17 protein-coding genes are annotated in these 17393 nt (G+C 45.4%); 9 read left to right on the plus strand and 8 right to left on the minus strand.

Annotation, left to right across the window (positions count from 1 at the left end):
- Positions 1-80 precede the first annotated feature (80 nt).
- Entirely contained in the window at positions 81-1157 is a 1077-nt protein-coding gene (locus AB4507_RS22525; RefSeq protein ID WP_372137939.1) for an AI-2E family transporter, read from the minus strand.
- Positions 1150-1389, minus strand: a complete 240-nt coding sequence (locus tag AB4507_RS22530; protein ID WP_017060709.1) for a sulfurtransferase TusA family protein — start codon at positions 1387-1389, stop codon at positions 1150-1152. Before AB4507_RS22530 ends, AB4507_RS22525 begins: the two co-directional genes overlap by 8 nt.
- A gap of 178 nt (positions 1390-1567) precedes the next feature.
- Here AB4507_RS22530 and AB4507_RS22535 point away from each other — a divergent pair, with 178 nt between their 5' ends.
- The 4 genes from AB4507_RS22535 (at position 1568) to AB4507_RS22550 (ending at position 4529) form a co-directional block, all read left to right on the plus strand.
- Complete coding sequence (locus AB4507_RS22535; RefSeq protein ID WP_017060710.1) at positions 1568-3022, plus strand: M48 family metallopeptidase; 1455 nt, start codon at positions 1568-1570, stop codon at positions 3020-3022.
- A 122-nt stretch (positions 3023-3144) separates the two neighbouring features.
- Positions 3145-3495 carry an arsenate reductase (glutaredoxin) gene (gene arsC / locus AB4507_RS22540; protein WP_017060711.1) on the plus strand — a complete coding sequence of 117 codons (351 nt, stop codon included), beginning with the start codon at positions 3145-3147 and terminating at the stop codon, positions 3493-3495.
- A 6-nt stretch (positions 3496-3501) separates the two neighbouring features.
- Entirely contained in the window at positions 3502-4095 is a 594-nt protein-coding gene (gene wrbA, locus AB4507_RS22545) for an NAD(P)H:quinone oxidoreductase (protein WP_017060712.1), read from the plus strand.
- Positions 4092-4529 carry a DUF2069 domain-containing protein gene (locus AB4507_RS22550; protein WP_017060713.1) on the plus strand — a complete coding sequence of 146 codons (438 nt, stop codon included), beginning with the start codon at positions 4092-4094 and terminating at the stop codon, positions 4527-4529. The genes wrbA and AB4507_RS22550 overlap by 4 nt, the downstream gene beginning before the upstream one ends.
- A gap of 110 nt (positions 4530-4639) precedes the next feature.
- Here the strand turns inward: AB4507_RS22550 and AB4507_RS22555 are convergent, their stop codons facing one another.
- A complete protein-coding gene (locus AB4507_RS22555; RefSeq protein WP_017060714.1) occupies positions 4640-5899 on the minus strand; it encodes a DUF2066 domain-containing protein in 1260 nt (419 codons plus the stop codon).
- Positions 5900-6177: 278 nt separating this feature from the next.
- Here AB4507_RS22555 and AB4507_RS22560 point away from each other — a divergent pair, with 278 nt between their 5' ends.
- Positions 6178-7416 (plus strand): uracil-xanthine permease family protein, encoded by a 1239-nt coding sequence (locus AB4507_RS22560; RefSeq protein WP_017066555.1) that lies wholly within the window; start codon positions 6178-6180, stop codon positions 7414-7416.
- 141 nt (positions 7417-7557) lie between these two features.
- Here the strand turns inward: AB4507_RS22560 and upp are convergent, their stop codons facing one another.
- Entirely contained in the window at positions 7558-8184 is a 627-nt protein-coding gene (gene upp / locus AB4507_RS22565) for a uracil phosphoribosyltransferase (protein ID WP_004738627.1), read from the minus strand.
- A gap of 169 nt (positions 8185-8353) precedes the next feature.
- Between upp and purM the strand changes: the two genes are divergently transcribed.
- Positions 8354-9394 (plus strand): phosphoribosylformylglycinamidine cyclo-ligase, encoded by a 1041-nt coding sequence (gene purM, locus AB4507_RS22570; RefSeq protein WP_008222945.1) that lies wholly within the window; start codon positions 8354-8356, stop codon positions 9392-9394.
- 132 nt (positions 9395-9526) lie between these two features.
- The gene (gene purN, locus AB4507_RS22575) at positions 9527-10201 is read left to right on the plus strand and encodes a phosphoribosylglycinamide formyltransferase (protein WP_017060717.1); all 675 of its coding nucleotides are present in this window, start codon (positions 9527-9529) and stop codon (positions 10199-10201) included.
- Between the two features lie 116 nt (positions 10202-10317).
- Here purN and AB4507_RS22580 read toward each other — a convergent pair whose 3' ends face one another.
- Complete coding sequence (locus AB4507_RS22580) at positions 10318-11163, minus strand: class II glutamine amidotransferase (protein WP_372183445.1); 846 nt, start codon at positions 11161-11163, stop codon at positions 10318-10320.
- 67 nt (positions 11164-11230) lie between these two features.
- A complete protein-coding gene (gene lpcA / locus AB4507_RS22585) occupies positions 11231-11806 on the minus strand; it encodes a D-sedoheptulose 7-phosphate isomerase (RefSeq protein ID WP_108166292.1) in 576 nt (191 codons plus the stop codon).
- Between the two features lie 328 nt (positions 11807-12134).
- Here lpcA and fadE point away from each other — a divergent pair, with 328 nt between their 5' ends.
- Entirely contained in the window at positions 12135-14600 is a 2466-nt protein-coding gene (gene fadE / locus AB4507_RS22590; RefSeq protein ID WP_372183447.1) for an acyl-CoA dehydrogenase FadE, read from the plus strand.
- A gap of 128 nt (positions 14601-14728) precedes the next feature.
- On the opposite strand, the gene AB4507_RS22595 is transcribed toward fadE, so the two are convergent.
- Both AB4507_RS22595 and dnaQ read right to left on the minus strand, forming a co-directional pair.
- Entirely contained in the window at positions 14729-15976 is a 1248-nt protein-coding gene (locus AB4507_RS22595) for a TIGR03503 family protein (RefSeq protein WP_017069371.1), read from the minus strand.
- Between the two features lie 9 nt (positions 15977-15985).
- On the minus strand, positions 15986-16753 hold the full coding sequence (gene dnaQ, locus AB4507_RS22600; RefSeq protein WP_017060722.1) for a DNA polymerase III subunit epsilon: 768 nt from the start codon (positions 16751-16753) through the stop codon (positions 15986-15988).
- A gap of 56 nt (positions 16754-16809) precedes the next feature.
- On the opposite strand from dnaQ, the gene rnhA reads away from it, so the two are divergent.
- Positions 16810-17274, plus strand: coding sequence for a ribonuclease HI (gene rnhA / locus AB4507_RS22605; RefSeq protein WP_017063376.1), 465 nt, complete (start codon positions 16810-16812; stop codon positions 17272-17274).
- Positions 17275-17393 lie beyond the last annotated feature (119 nt).

Here is a 17393-nt window from a genome sequence, read left to right on the forward strand (position 1 = left end):
AATTATTAAGCTAATTATTAAGCTAAGAGCAAAAAGGCCGAACATCATGGATGTTCGGCCTTTTTCTATAACAAGATCAATTACTTTTGATGTTCGAGGTCATCGTCTAATGCGTGACTCGGTAAGGCATTCCAAACTGCCTTAACTAACGTTGCCAACGGAATAGCAAAGAACACGCCCCAGAACCCCCACAGCCCACCAAACACTAACACGGCAACAATAATGGCCACTGGGTGCAGGTTCACCGCTTCAGAGAAAAGAACCGGAACGAGCACGTTACCATCTAGCGCTTGGATAATACCGTAAGCGAGAAGCAACCAGTAAAACTGAGGCTCTAATCCCCACTGGAACAAGCCAACAATCGCTACTGGAACAGTCACAGCCGCCGCGCCGATATAAGGAATCAGTACTGAGAAACCAACCGCGACAGCCAACAAGACTGAATAACGCAGATCCAGAATCGCGAAGGTTACGTAGCTGACACCACCAACGATTAAAATCTCTAAGACTTTACCGCGAATATAGTTCGAGATTTGCTGGTTCATCTCTTCCCATACTTTGGTCGCTAAACGACGATTTCGAGGAAGTACACCGCTCGCCATTCTGATCATCTCTTCTTTGTCTTTTAACAAGAAGAAAATAAGCAGTGGTACAAGAATCAAGTAAACCGCTAAGGTCGCTAAGCTCACAAGAGAAGCAAGAGAACCTTTGACAACACTTTCACCAAAACCTAACGCTTTGTTCTTGGCGTTAGACATAATGGACTCAACGATCTGCAGGTTAGCTAATTCTGGATAGCGTTCAGGAATCGTCGCAATGAAGTTTTGCAAGCTGCCATACATGCTTGGGATATCATTAATTAGATTGCCCACTTGTTGCCAAATGGTTGGTACCAAGCCAAAGATCGCAAGTAGCATCACGCTAAAGAACATCATGATCACCAACATCACCGAAGGCGTTCTTGGAACACCGAGTCTTTGAAGTTGGGTAACAGGCCACTCAAGCAAATAAGCCAACACAATCGCAACCAAGAGCGGTGCAATTAGGTGACCAAAGAAGTAGATCGTAATAAAGCCGAAGAGAATGATGGCAACCAAACTGACAGCATGGGGATCAGAGAAACGTCGTTTATACCAACGATTGACCATTTCAAGCATCTGACTGCAATTCCTTTTTAGTGACGAGGAGATGATGGTAATTAGAGCAAACCTCAGTGATGACGTCATAGGCTTGCTTAGACAAATAAGTAACAATATCTTTCATCGAACTGTTATCAGACACATAAATTGACAATGACTGCCCTACTTCTAACTTTACACTGTGACGCTTGGCTAATAATAGCGCCATTGGACAGCGCTCTTGGCGTAAATCTAGAATATTAGGTGTCATTCTTGAGCTCGATGCTTATTATAAGGGTCGTATTGTAATCTGTTTTTGAAAACGCGCCATCATTCATTCATCCTCCTTCATGATAGCGCACGCACTTGGCAAAGGTTAAATCAGATAAAGAACCAATTTCCATTGCACTTGTCTTACTGTCAGAAGAAACGGAGTATTACTGACTAATATGTTTAAACGCGCTCGCTCAATTGCTTGCTTATGCATCGCAGCTACATTAAGCACCCCAACTATGGCGAATACCAATAGTTTGGAGCTACCAGATATCGGTACCGCTGCTGGCGGCACACTCACTATCGACCAAGAGCTTATCTATGGTGATGCCTACATGCGCATCATCAGAAGTAGCCAGCCTATCGTAAACGACCCAGTTCTAAATCTATATATTGATACTCTTGGCCATCGTCTGGTCGCGAACGCAAATGATGTAAAGACACCTTTCCAGTTCTTTATGATCCGTGACCGCAACATCAACGCCTTTGCTTTCTTTGGTGGTTATGTTGCTTTGCACTCAGGTCTATTCCTGCATGCACAATCTGAAAGTGAATTAGCTTCTGTATTAGCGCACGAAATCGCGCACGTAACCCAACGTCACTTAGCGCGTAGTATGGAAGACCAAGCGCGCCGCTCTCCAGCAACCATTGCAGCGCTAGCAGCCTCTGTATTACTGGCAATTGCAGCTCCTGAAGCCGGCATTGCAGCCCTAACGGCAACGACTGCGGGTAATATGCAAAGCCAAATCAACTACACCCGTAGTAATGAAAAAGAAGCCGACCGCTTTGGTATCAACACGCTAGCAAAAGCTGGGTTTGATGTGAATGCGATGCCACGTTTCTTTGGCCGTTTAGCTGATGAATATCGCTATGCGAGCACACCACCGCCAATGCTACTGACTCACCCATTACCAGAAGACCGAATTACCGATTCACGTGCTCGTGCTCGTAGTTACCCGCCACTGAAACTGGCTCCCTCTCTGGACTACCACCTAGCAAGAGCCCGCATTGTTGCGCGCTATGCTGGCATTAATAATGATGCTGCTCTTGATTGGTTTGAGCGTCAGCTAAAGAAAGCCCCTAAAGCTTTGGTTCCGTCATTAGAATATGGCCAAGCACTGGTTTACCTAGACTCTAAAAAATTAGACAAAGCAGAGCCCATCCTGAACAAGCTGATTAACAGCGATCCAACCAACCTGTTTTATCTAGATGCTATTTCGGATCTGCACATCGAGAAGAAGCAGCCTGAGATTGCGATTAAAGAACTTAAATCGGCACTGGTTCGTCAACCAAACAACCCGGTTCTGACCATTAACTACGCCAACGCACTGATTGAAAATGAAGATCTTCAAGAAGCGGTTCGCGTATTGCAGCGTTACACGCACGATAACCCGAATGACACCAATGGCTGGCACTTACTTTCAAAAGTAAATACGAGCCTTGGTAATAGCGACGAAGAACTGGCTGCTCGTGCAGAAATTTTGGCACTGCAAGCCAACTGGAACAAAGCGATTCAGTACTACACGCAAGCAAGCCAAATCGCAGAATTAGGAAGCCTAAAACAAGCACGCTACGACGCTCGAATTGATCAGCTAATGATTCAACGAGAGCGCTTCTTGTCGCTACAATAGAGTGTTTACTGGTAACAGCTCGTTACCAGAATAAAAAGAAAGCTCAACGTTACACAAAAAAGAAGTCACCCCTGGTGGCTTCAGCTAAACAACTAAATCAAAAATAATAATGAGGAAGAACCATGTCTGTCGTGATTTATCATAACCCACGCTGCTCAAAGAGCCGTCAAACTCTAGAAGTGCTTCAGGAAAACGGCGTACAGCCAGAGGTCATCAAATACCTGGAGACTCCGTTAACAGTTGAACAGCTGAAAGTACTGTTCACTCAGCTTGGTTTTGACAGTGTTCGCGACATGATGCGCACCAAAGAAGCGGACTACAAAGAAGCAAACCTTGGTGATGCTTCAGTCACTGATGAAGATCTTTTCGCCGCGATGGCAACCAATCCAAAACTGTTTGAGCGCCCAGTCGTTGTCGCGAACAACAAAGCAAAAATTGGTCGTCCACCAGAGCAAGTGCTAGAGATTCTGTAATCCAATATGAGCATTAACATTCTTGTTCTTTACTACAGCCGCCACGGCAACACACAAGCTCTAGCAAGGCAGATTGCACGAGGGGTTGAGTCTATCCCAAACTGTGAAGCCATGTTAAGAACGGTGAACGACGTGTACACGGTAGAAGAGCAGCCTGATTCACGCTATCAACCAACCGATCCTATTGCCTCGTTACAAGAGCTTCGATCTTGTGATGGTTTGGCGCTAGGCAGTCCGGTTTGGTTTGGTAACATGGCCGGGCCAATGAAGCACTTTTGGGATAGCACGACATCAATGTGGATCAATGGTGATCTCATCGATAAGCCAGGTTGTGTATTTACCTCTTCTTCATCATTGCATGGTGGTCAAGAGACAACACAACAAAGCATGATGTTGCCCCTGCTTCATCACGGCATGTTAGTCGTGGGCATCCCCTACTCAGAACCGGCGCTGCACACCACTCAAACTGGTGGTACGCCTTATGGTGCAAGCAGTACTGGAGAGAGCGCTTCACTTAGCAAAGAAGAGATTGAGTTGGCGCAAAACCTAGGTAAACGCCTAGCGCGCATCGCAATAAATCAGAAGGGAATTTCTCAATGATGTATATGCCAGAGAAGGCTATGTCTCCCAAAACCAAGCTATTTCGCTACCTTGCTTTAGCGGGCAACTTGTCGCTTTTATTCTGGGTGGTGGCTTGGCAGATGACGCTTTCACCGCACCCTCATCTCAGTAATGTCACACTGGCGATTGCTTGGGCTATCCCGCTGTTATTGCCATTACCGGGCATTTTAGCAGGAAAACCTTATACGCACGCATGGGCAAATTTCGTCTTGATGCTCTATTTCCTACACGCATTAACTATCTTGTATGTAGACGATGGCGAACGTTTATTAGCGGCTGTAGAACTGCTTCTGACGACTCTAGGTTTCGCGGGCAATATCTTATTTACTCGCTTTAGAGCCAAAGAGTTAGGCATCAAGTTGAAGCGTCTTTCTGAAGTAGAAAAGAGAGAAAAAGCTAAGTTCGAGCAATAATATTGAGCCCATGCTTTTAAACTGACCGCTTACAAACAAAAAGCCCTGCGAGATTGCTCTTGCAGGGCTTTTTTCAAGTTTTCATTTCAATCAGTCATGTCAGCTGACAATTATGAGCGAACCCACTCGTATACCAAGCTTGGCTTAGCATGTACTGGCGCAGTGATGGTTAGATCTTCTGTACTAGAATCCTCTAACGTTGCGTCAGGCGTATTCGTTAGCTCAGCATCCTCAGATACCTCGTTGCCCTTAATCACTTGTACGCCTGAGTCAGTTTCGTCACCAACGACTTCAGCAGCGTCTGTTGAATCATCACCTACAGACATTGTGTTGTCTTGAGTTTCAAATTCAGGGCTCACTTCAGGCTCAATGTAAGATTCTTCAACCTTCGCGACTTGTCGAATACTTGCTACTTCTTGCTCAAACTCTTGTTGAGTCGACAATAAGTGAATTCGGAAAGTGACTTCGTTGTTCTGAATCTTCAGAATATCTAGGCTTGCCACCGAGTTTAGACGCTTAAGTGCGTTCTCTAACTGGAAGAAGTCTTGAGCATTATTCAGGCTAATAAACTGCGTTAAAATCGATTCTGATGACTCACTCGCTACCGTCACAGCACTTTTGCCTGCGTAGTAGTTACTGATTTGGTCAACTAACTTCTTAGAAGTCGTGTCGCTGTTACCCGATAGTGAACCACTTACAGGCGATGTTGGTGCACTCGTCAATTGACTTGGCTTTTGATCGTATAGAGCCCAACGTAGGCCTGAAGATTGAGCCTTTATCACCAACACAGCATCAACAGGATAACGCTGACTCGCTTTACTGATTGGCGTAACAAAGCTACCCCACAAATCAGAAGTCGCAATACCCGTAATATCGTCAAAGTCACCCACAGGCAGCGTTAGAGGCAAGCCACGCTCTTTTGCGTTCGCTTGTAAGCTAGCTGCTAACTGTGAGTTAGAGTGTTCCCATACGATGTTCTTGTCGTAGTTGTCCTCTTCCACCAACCAAACAAGGATGTTTGAACGCGTGTCAGGCCAGTAAGGTAACTGTGCTTGAGTCAACAGAGAACGGATTTGAGCACCGTTAAAACGCATACGCAATGTTGATTGGTCATTGCTTTCGCCAAAACTCATTTGAGACATGTACTGCGAACTCTTGCGCATCGCCTTTTGAATCGTCTCATTCGAAGCGACATCAGTTTGGCCAGTCGCACGTATCAATACCTGCTCCATACCTGTATTTCTTGCCACTTGTTCTGGCTGTTTGTCTTCAGCGTTAATCGCAACTTCAGCACTAAAAATATCTACTTGAGTTAAGGCATAACTCGGAGAGGCTAATAGTCCCATCAACAACAATGCTATGTAGCGCATACTGATCCTAATATTCAAATCTTGTGCCTAGATGATAAGCAACTATGGATTGAGGGGCAAGGTCGATAGCGCCCACTGTGTTTAATAACCACAAAATATCACCTGGCCATGATAAATCGCTCACTTATAAACTGAATTTCTAGGGCTTAGATGGATATAAAACATCACTAAGATAAATAAATTTGATCTATTTGGTGTAGCAATCGATTGCCAAGTGATAGAATCCCGCGAATTTTATTTTTCGCTTTTCATATAACGACCATTTTTAAGGACATAACATGAAAAATGCTCTGCAAGGTGCGCAAATGCTGTTTGTAGCATTTGGTGCGCTTGTATTAGTGCCGCTACTGACTGGACTCGATCCCAACGTTGCACTCTTTGGCGCAGGTATCGGTACCCTTTTATTCCAACTTATTACACGCCGTTCAGTGCCAATCTTCTTAGCATCTTCTTTTGCTTTCATCGCGCCTATCATGTTTGGTATTCAAACTTGGGGTGTTGGTGCAACCATGGGCGGCTTGATGGCGGCGGGTGTTGTGTATGTACTAATGGGCGCGTTAATTAAAGTTCGTGGCGTTGGCTTCATCCATAAACTGCTTCCACCTGTAGTGGTTGGCCCTGTGATCATGGTTATCGGTTTAGGCCTTGCGCCTGTTGCGGTTAACATGGCGCTAGGTAAGACAGGCGATGGTGCGGTTCAGCTTGTTGATGCAGACGCTGCCCTGTGGATCTCTTCAATTTCACTGTTAGTGACGATTGTCATCAGTGTGTTTTCAAAAGGCTTCCTTAAGCTACTGCCAATCTTCGGTGGTATTGTTGCGGGTTACATCACCAGCTTGGTATACGGCGCGGTAGACTTCACTCCAGTAGCGCAAGCATCGTGGTTAGCACTACCAAACTTCACCATGCCGGAGTTCAACATCAACGCTATCTTCTTCATGGTGTTTGTCGCGATTGCCCCAGCCGTTGAGCATGTAGGTGACATGCTGGCGATTTCTAACGTGACGGGTAAAGACTACCTTAAGAAACCTGGCCTGCACCGCACAATCACAGGTGACGGCGTGGCAACAATAGCTGCTTCTATGCTGGGCGCTCCACCAAACACAACTTACAGTGAAGTAACAGGCGCAGTAATGCTTACCAAAGCATTTAACCCTGTAATCATGACTTGGGCTGCAGTAACCGCTATCGTTCTTGCATTGGTTGGTAAGCTAGGCGCATTACTGCAAACCATTCCGGTTCCAGTGATGGGCGGTATCATGATTCTTCTGTTTGGCTCTATCGCAACCGTAGGTCTTAACACGCTAATCAAGAACAACGTAGACCTTCACAAATCACGTAACCTTGTGATTGTGGGCATTACTTTAGTCTTTGGTATTGGCGGCATGGCCTTTGGTATCGGTGACTTCAGCCTACAGGGCGTAAGCTTGTGCGGTATCGTAGCGATTCTACTTAACCTAGTACTTCCAGAAGAGCTAGGTGACAACACTGTGGTAGACAAAGCTCAAATCGATTAATCCATCGGTAAGGCTAGATTCAAAAGAATCACAAACCAACAAGATCAAAAAAGGGAGAGCATTGAATGCTCTCCCTTTTTATTAATACGGCTAATTCAGCGAGTTAAGAAACGATTTAGAGTCACTTAAGCTGAAACCGAATTACTTAGTACCGAAGATCTTATCACCAGCATCGCCAAGACCAGGAACAATGTAACCCTTGTCGTTTAGCTTCTCATCGATTGCAGCTGTGTAAAGTTCAACATCTGGGTGCGCTTTTTCTAGAGCCGCAATACCTTCAGGAGCCGCTACAAGAACAAGAATCTTGAAGTGCTTACAACCTTTCTCTTTCATTAAGTCGATAGTCGCGATCATAGAACCACCCGTTGCAAGCATTGGGTCTACCACTAGAGCGATACGCTCATCGATGTTAGATGCAAGCTTGTTGAAATATGGAACTGGCTCAAGCGTTTCTTCGTCACGGTAGATACCAACAACGCTGATACGTGCGCTTGGGATGTGCTCAAGAACACCGTCCATCATGCCTAGACCAGCACGTAGGATTGGCACTACTGTTACTTTTTTACCTTTAATTTGGTCAACTTCAACTGGGCCGTCCCAACCATTAATAGTTACACGTTCAGTTTCAAAGTCTGATGTCGCTTCGTATGTTAGAAGGCTACCCACTTCTGTCGCTAGCTCACGAAAACGCTTAGTGCTAATCTCACCTTCACGCATCAGGCCAATTTTATGTTTTACTAGCGGGTGTTTCACTTCAACAACTTTCATTTCCAACTCCGGCAATATTTAAACAAACCTGTAGATTATACACGAACTCTAAGGTTATTTCAGAATCTTTATTCTAATAAAAAAAACCGCGCAAACGTTTGCTCTTCATATTCAAGCCCTGTTAGAATAGCGCCGTTTTCACATCCAACTTAAGTTCGAGGACTATCCCGTGAGTGGTAATACTTCTTCTCTAAGCTACAAAGACGCTGGTGTTGATATCGACGCAGGTAATGCACTAGTAGACCGTATTAAAGGTGCTGTTAAACGCACTCGTCGCCCTGAAGTAATGGGCGGTATTGGTGGCTTTGGCGCCCTATGTGAACTTCCAACGAAATACAAAGAGCCAGTACTTGTTTCAGGTACTGATGGTGTTGGTACTAAACTTCGCCTTGCTTTGGATCTGAAAAAACACGACACCATTGGTATCGACCTAGTGGCAATGTGTGTGAACGACCTAATCGTTCAAGGTGGTGAGCCTCTATTCTTCCTAGACTACTACGCAACAGGTAAGCTAGATGTAGACACAGCAGCAGACGTTGTTTCTGGCATCGCTGAAGGTTGTGTTCAAGCTGGTTGTGCACTTATCGGTGGTGAAACTGCTGAAATGCCAGGCATGTACGAAGGCGACGACTACGATGTAGCTGGCTTCTGTGTTGGTGTTGTAGAAAAAGCGGACATCATTGACGGCACTAAAGTAGCAGCAGGCGACGCACTTATCGCTGTTGGTTCAAGTGGTCCACACTCAAACGGTTACTCTTTAATTCGTAAAGTTCTAGAAGTTTCTGGTGCTGATAAGAGTGAAGAACTAGAAGGTCGCACTATCGGTGAGCACCTACTAGAACCTACTAAGATTTACATCAAATCGGCACTTAAGATGATTGCTGAGCATGACATTCATGCTATCTCGCACATCACAGGTGGTGGTTTCTGGGAAAATATCCCACGCGTACTTCCTGAAGGCACTAAAGCAGTCATTGATGGCAAGAGCTGGGAATGGCCTGCTATCTTCAACTGGCTACAAGAGAAAGGTAACGTGGAAACATTTGAAATGTACCGCACTTTCAACTGTGGTGTAGGCCTAGTTGTTGCTCTACCTAAAGATCAAGCAGACGCTGCTGTTGAACTACTGAAAGCTGAAGGCGAAAACGCTTGGGTTATCGGTGAGATCGCAAACGCTGAAGCTGGCGAAGAGCAAGTTGAAATTAAATAAGTGATACGCTCACTTACTTAGTTAATCAATGAGGACCTAATGGTCCTCATTTTGCTATTTAGCCCGCAGAAAACCTTAGTTTATGTAGGTACATTGTAAACAATTCAGTTAATCAATCGTATGACCCACTCTATGAAAAACAATCACTCAAATAAAACCAGTCACTCTCAGAAAAACATCGTTGTGTTAGTTTCAGGAAGCGGAAGTAACTTACAGGCTATTTTAGATGCCTGCGATAGCGATATGATTGATGCATCGGTTAAAGCTGTCTTCTCAAACAAAGCAGAGGCTTTTGGATTAGAACGAGCGAAAACCGCAGGTGTTGACGCTCATTCAGTGAATCCAAAAGACTTTGGTTCACGTGAAGAGTTTGACCATGAATTGATGGTTCAGATCGATGCTTACCAGCCAGATTTAATCGTACTCGCTGGCTACATGCGAATCCTGAGTTCAGAGTTTGTTCGTCACTATGCAGGGAAAATGGTCAACATCCACCCTTCTCTGTTGCCGAAATACCCAGGCCTACACACCCACCAGCGTGCCATTGATGCGCAAGACAAAGAACACGGTACTAGCGTCCACTTTGTTACCGAGGAGCTCGATGGCGGCCCTGTGATCTTGCAAGCTAAGGTGCCGGTATTTGAAGATGATGATGCTGATATGTTGGCAAGCCGAGTGCTGACTCAAGAACACTGCATTTACCCTATGGTCTGCAAGTGGTTCGCGGAAGACCGTTTATCAATGGTCAATGGACAGGCTGTGTTAGACGGTAAAGCATTAGGTAAACACGGTTACGCAGAAGAGTAATTCGTCAAACGACTCTCAGACAACAAATTGCTGAAAAACAAAAAGGCCGCTTACTGACTGGTTAGTGCAGTAAGCGGCCTTCGTTTGTTCGGGTTCAAGCAATACGATCTACAGCATTAGCTTAATGGCTCTGTCGGTGCTTGGCTCGCTACCTTTTTCGGCGCATAAGCAACATCTTCTAACGCTTGATGGTTGTTGCCAATCAGCTCACCAAAATGAAACAGTGCGTATTCGCCCGGCTTCATTCTAAACCACTGTTCATTGTCCGTAAGAGGTTGAGTTGCTACCACCGTCACCACATCATTTGGCGTAGTCTCTTCTTGGAAGTTTATCTCAACATCTTCATCAATCAGGCTCGCATTACCAAAAGGTGCGCGTCTGGTTATCCAGTACAAATGGTTAGTACAGTAAGTCATCACATACTCACCATCACTCAATAACATGTTAAATACGCCTTTCTCGCGTAGCTTGTCACAACACTCAGCCACGAAACGAAACATGCCTTCCATGTCTTGAGGTGGTTCAGGAAAACGTTCTTCTAGTTGTTTCAGTAGCCAACAAAAAGAGAGCTCACTGTCCGTTTCGCCGACAGGTCTAAAACGCCCACTCACCAGATCATCGTAATCCGTTAATTGACCATTGTGAGCAAAGGTCCAGTATCGCCCCCAAAGCTCACGAGTAAAAGGGTGTGTATTCTCTAGATTAACACCACCACGGTTCGCTTGACGGATATGACTGACAACGGCTTGGCTTTTAATTGGGTAGTTTTGAACCAACTCAGCAATCTTTGATTCACAGCTAGGGTTAGGATCTTTAAATGTACGAAAACCCTTTCCCTCATAGAAGGTAATACCCCAGCCATCACGATGCGGGCCAGTATTGCCTCCACGCTGCATAAGACCAGTAAAGCTAAAACAAATATCAGTTGGCACATTCGCGCTCATACCGAGCAATTCACACATGGTTTAATCTACTCCCTATTAAAACCAATGGAGCCACAAACATGGGTTCCAAATGTCTGTAAAACTATTATTCCATCTCTTTTTCGACAAGCTGAATCACAATGTGGATGATCTTAATGTGAATCTCTTGGATGCGATCTGCGTAGCCAAAGTGTGGTACTCGGATTTCGATATCCGCACAACCCGCCATTTTACCGCCATCTTTACCCGTCAACGCAATCGTCTTCATGCCTTTCGCTTGAGCCGCTTCAATCGCTTTTAGAATATTGGCAGAGTTACCTGAAGTCGACAGACCGAACAACACATCACCTTTACGACCCACCGCTTCTACATAGCGAGAAAATACGTGGTCGTAGCCAAAATCATTACTCACACAAGATAAGTGGCTAGGGTCTGAAATCGCAATGCCAGCGTAGCCCGGGCGATTTTCACGGTATCGGCCTGTTAGCTCTTCCGCGAAGTGCATCGCATCACAGTGTGAGCCACCGTTACCACAAGAAAGCACTTTGCCTTCTTGTTTGAATGAGTCAGCAATCATCTTTGCAGCCGCTTCAATTTGAGCAATGTTGTGATCATCACTCAAGAACTTATTCAGAACGTCAGCAGCTTCGTTTAATTCACTTTTGATTAGGTCTTGGTACATAAGGCTTATCTCTTATTTTTTTGACGCAGCTTAAAGTGCGTGAAATGAGAACTGAGGGTTTTCCCCTCTTTATAGCTGAGTTTACCCACAAACATGAAATAGTGTCGACACTTAAGCCCAAAGATTGCCACCTTAATTAACTTGTCGTTGTAAATCCGTCCAAATATTCGCCACCAACCTCTCACAATTAGAACTTTAACTCTATTGAGATCACTTTTTACTCACCTTGGAGTTTTACAAATATTTAATATTTTGTTTACACTTGACTGGTTAGACCTCTTACCTAAAACTTAATAACAATAAGTGATCTCTGAAAAGGAAATCGATCATGAATATATTGCTCTCCCTACTCGGCATGACCGCCATCTTAGGCGTCTGTCTTTACCATAGAGTTAGTCTGGTACGTGCATTAGTTGTATTAACCGGCGCAATGGTAGCATTAACACTGCTTGGCGGCGTGGCTGTTACCGGCTGGCTTTGCTATCTATTAGCCGTTGCGATCTTTGCTGTACCGACCATTCGTCAGACACTGATCAGCCAAAAAGCACTCTCTTTATTTAAGAAAGTTCTACCGGCGATGTCTCAGACAGAAAAAGAAGCACTAGAAGCCGGCACAGTATGGTGGGAAGCAGAGCTGTTCAAAGGCAAACCTGAATGGAAGAAACTTCAGAACATTGCTGACCCGAAACTCTCTGAAGCTGAGCAAGCGTTTTTAGATGGTCCAGTAAATATCGTGTGTGAAATGGTCAATGATTACCAAGTCACTCATGAGCTTGCTGATTTGCCACCAGAAGTATGGCAATACCTGAAAGACCATAAATTCTTCGCCATGATCATCAAGAAAAAATACGGCGGCTTAGAGTTCTCAGCTTACGCTCAATCTTTGGTTCTACAGAAGCTAACAGGCGTTTCTAGTGTATTGTCATCGACGGTTGGCGTACCTAACTCATTAGGCCCTGGTGAGCTTTTACAACACTACGGTACAGAAGAACAAAGAAACCACTACCTGCCTCGCCTAGCGGAAGGTAAAGAGATCCCTTGTTTCGCACTAACTAGCCCAGAAGCTGGCTCAGACGCTGGCTCTATTCCAGATTACGGTGTGGTTTGTAAAGGCGACTGGCAAGGCGAAGAAGTACTCGGCATGCGCCTAACTTGGAACAAGCGTTACATCACTCTCGCGCCTGTCGCGACGGTATTAGGCTTAGCTTTTAAACTTCGTGACCCGGATGGCCTGCTTGGTGATCAAAAAGATCTTGGTATCACTTGTGCGCTTATCCCAACGGATTTAAAAGGCGTAGAAATTGGCAACCGCCACTTCCCACTAAACGTACCTTTCCAAAATGGCCCGACGCAAGGCGACGATATCTTCGTGCCTATCGATTTCATCATTGGCGGTCAGAAAATGGCCGGTCAAGGCTGGCGTATGCTGGTTGAGTGCCTGTCGGTTGGTCGTGGTATCACACTGCCTTCAAATTCAACTGGTGGCATCAAGTCTGCCGCGCTTGCAACTGGCGCTTACGCTCGTATCCGCCGTCAGTTCAAACAGCCTATTGGCCGCATGGAAGGGGTTGAAGAGCCACTTGCACGCCTTGCAGGTAACGCTTATGTAATGGACGCTGCAAGTAACCTAACCGTTGCGGGCATCGACCTTGGTGAAAAGCCTTCGGTTATCTCTGCAATCGTTAAGTACCATTGTACGCACCGTGGCCAACGCAGCATCATTGATGCGATGGATATCGTCGGTGGTAAAGGCATTTGTTTAGGCCCATCGAACTTCCTAGCTCGTGGCTACCAAGGCTCACCTATCGCGATTACGGTTGAAGGCGCAAACATCCTGACTCGTTCAATGATCATCTATGGTCAAGGTGCGATTCGCTGTCACCCTTACGTACTGAACGAAATGGAAGCGGCTTATTCTGAAAGCAGCGATGCGCTTGATAAGTTTGATTCAGCGTTAGCAGGGCACGTTAGCTTTACGATGAGCAACCTAGTCCGCAGCTTTTGGTTTGGTTTAACCGATGGTCGTGGTTCTGATGCGCCAACACCTTCAAATAAAACAGATAAACAGACACAGCGTTACTACCAACAGCTAAACCGCTACAGTGCAAACCTAGCGCTACTGTCTGATATTTCAATGGCAGTTCTAGGCGGATCACTGAAGCGTAGAGAACGTTTATCAGCAAGACTGGGTGATATCTTAAGTCAACTTTACCTCGGTTCAGCAACGTTGAAGCGCTTTGAAAGTGAAGGCAGCCACGCTGAAGATCTACCGTTAGTACATTGGGGGATGCAAGATAGCTTACGTCAGACTGAAGTGGCGATTGATGAATTCTTAGCGAACTTCCCTAACCCTGTGATTGGTCGTCTGCTTCGTGTTGTGCTAATGCCATTTGGTCGTATCCGTCGTGCTCCAAACGACAAGCTCGATAGCAAAGTTGCGCACATTCTACAAACACCAAGCGAAACACGCTCTCGTATAGGTCGCGGCCAATACCTAGAAGCGACGGAATACAACCCAGTAGGTAAGATTGAAAAAGCGCTAGAAGTGATTCTTCAAGCTGAACCTCTGTTCGACAAAGTCTGCAAAGAGACACATCAAAAACGTGCCTTCTTACGACTTGATCTTGTTGCTCAGTTGGGACTTGAGAAAGGTATCTTAACGCAAGACGAAGCAAATCTTCTGATTAGCGCTGAGGAACATAGACTGTACACGATTAACGTGGATGACTTCTCACCAGAGGAGCTTGCAGCAAAATCTCAGTACCCAGACCAATCGATTGATAACGTCGCTTAAGGCCAGAAAAAGAAACAAAAACGGGACTACTATGAGTCCCGTTTTTTTGTTCATGATTTCGTTGCCACAAATTCCAATGCTTTATCTAGCAGCTTATTCTCTCTAGACAATCTAATCATCTAAGCGAGTTACTTGGGCGCCTTGAGCTGCATCTCAGGTAACGCTTTTTTCTTCGCCTTGACCTTACGAACCACAAACCAAATCAATAAGCCCAATAGAATAGCGACCACATTACCCACCGCAATAATGATCATACTGCGCTGTCTGTCATCTTCACGTTTTTGAAGGATCATCAACTCTGTTGCGATACGCTTCTGTTCAGCAAGAGCTTCTTCTTGAAGACGTCGTGACTCTGCTAAGTCGATATCTTCAACAACGCTGTACGACTGCTCGGTAATTGGAAAAATCAGCGGGCGCTGACTTGAAGCATCAGTGGCATAAACCATCCCTGACCAATTATAAATTCCTAAATCGCCATTATAAGGCACCTCTAAAGCGACTTTCATTGCGTCGACTTCAGCTTGCCCCTGCTTGTACATCACATATTCATCAGGAGCCTTGTGCTCAACATGAACCGCTAACGAGCTCGGTGCGATCATCCCCTGTTCACCAGACACCACAATAGTATGAGGTAAACCCTCTTTTCGTGATTGAATGAAGGTGCTAGTGATCGGTGTTGGGTAAACCAAGACTTCTTGCTCTTGCGCTCGCAGGAACACGCCATTACCAGAGGTAATACGCGCTCGGTATTTACCGGGCTCGATATCAATTGGCAAAGAGACAGTGAACACACCATCTCCGGCCTTTTCATCAAGATCAGCGCCATCATCGGCAAACTCGCCCATCACAACCGGCACCGGGCGCGCTTCTCTCACCAAAGACTCTTCGTTTTCAACAAACTTAGTAAAGGTAACCTTAAGCTTCACGCGATCGAGAAAATCGCGCAGCACCAGCGGCTTGCCATCAGAAGTCAGTCGAGCGGTAAATTTGATGCGCTCTGTTTGATACAACTTATCTGGGAACTCATTAGCATCCAAAACAAGATGAGACAGCAGCTTGATATTGTTCTTAGGGGAAACTTTACCTATCGCTTGCCAAGGGCCGGGCATCGGATTGTCGATAGAGATAATGTCCATGGACGATTCTTCGTACCAACGGACATTATCAGCATTGCGCCAAGAGTAGTATTTCTTGCCATCAGGGCGAACCAAAACGACAGGTTTAGAGTTATCGGCTCGATAAATCACAAAGGTGACTTGTTCAATACTGGGATCAACTCTAAAACGGTTGTCCAATAAACTCATAACGGATTCTGTTGCTGCATGTAAGCCAAAACTTAACAGCAATAAGCAACCGGTAGCCAATACCCTTAACATACTTTCTCCCTACTGACGCCAGAGGCAGCTTCCGCTTTTCTCGACGAGATCTAAACGACTTTGATGCGCTTCTACTTCATCGGCCGTAGCTCGTAAAACCTTTAGGGATTTTCGACCACTTTCTACTCTTCGTATGCTTTCGGCTTCACCTTCCTGTTGACCAGCGTTAAATTGCAGCGAAGTTTGACCACCCGTCATCAATAAGTAGACGTCGGCTAGGATCTCCGCATCGAGCAATGCGCCGTGGAGAGTGCGGTGCGAGTTATCGATACCGTAACGGTCACATAAGATATCTAGGTTGTTTCTTTTACCTGGGAATATCTTCTTCGCCATTGCCAAGGTATCGGTAACTTTACAGTAGTCATCCGTTTTACCTATCGCTGGGTTGAGCTTCTCAAACTCATAGTCCATGAAGCCCGTATCGAAGGGCGCGTTATGAGCCACCAGCTCCGCACCTTTGATAAAGTCGAGAAACTCTTTATGAATGTCTTGGTATTCAGGCTTATCAATCAAGAATTCATCGGTAATACCGTGAACGCCAATCGCCTCTTCTTGAATCGCACGATCGGGCTTGATGTAGACGTGGAAATGACGCCCGGTCAGCCTACGGTTGATGATCTCTACTGCACCAATTTCAACGATGCGGTGACCCATATAGTGAGGGCCACCTTCTGTATTCATACCGGTGGTTTCGGTATCGAGTACAACAATGCGCTTATTTTCGTTCGAACTGTTTTTTTCGTTCGTGCTTTGTTCTGGAGTGCTACTGGTATTCATAAGGATAACTGTGTCAGACTATGCCGATAATGTGCTTGAGGTAATAGTATCAAATCATGACGAAACAAGTTGAAATTTTCACTGATGGTTCTTGTTTAGGCAACCCTGGTCCCGGCGGCTATGGCATCGTACTTCGCTACAAAAAAGTCGAGAAGACGCTAGCAGAAGGTTTCACGCTAACAACCAATAACCGTATGGAAATGCTCGCCGCTGTCGTTGCTCTCCAAACCCTCAAAGAACCTTGCTCTGTGATTCTGACCACAGATAGCCAATACGTGCGTCAAGGTATCACACAGTGGATTCATAACTGGAAAAAGCGTGACTGGAAAACAGCCGACAAGAAACCGGTTAAAAATGCCGATCTGTGGCAAAGGCTCGATAAAGAAACCGCTCGCCATAACGTTGATTGGCGCTGGGTAAAAGGACACGCCGGACACAGAGAAAACGAAATGTGTGATGATTTAGCGCGAAATGCAGCGGAGAATCCGACTCTAGAAGATACGGGCTATCAACCAAGCTAATCGTCTTTTTAATTAGACGCACATTTCAGAAAGCGATTTATAATTTCTTAAACTAATTGACAATTTCTCAATCGAATTGATAGATGAAAAGCCGACAACTATGAAGTGACCCCGTAAAG

The sequence above is a fragment of the Vibrio sp. 10N.222.54.A3 genome (assembly GCF_041474095.1).
Lineage (GTDB): Bacteria > Pseudomonadota > Gammaproteobacteria > Enterobacterales > Vibrionaceae > Vibrio > Vibrio crassostreae_C.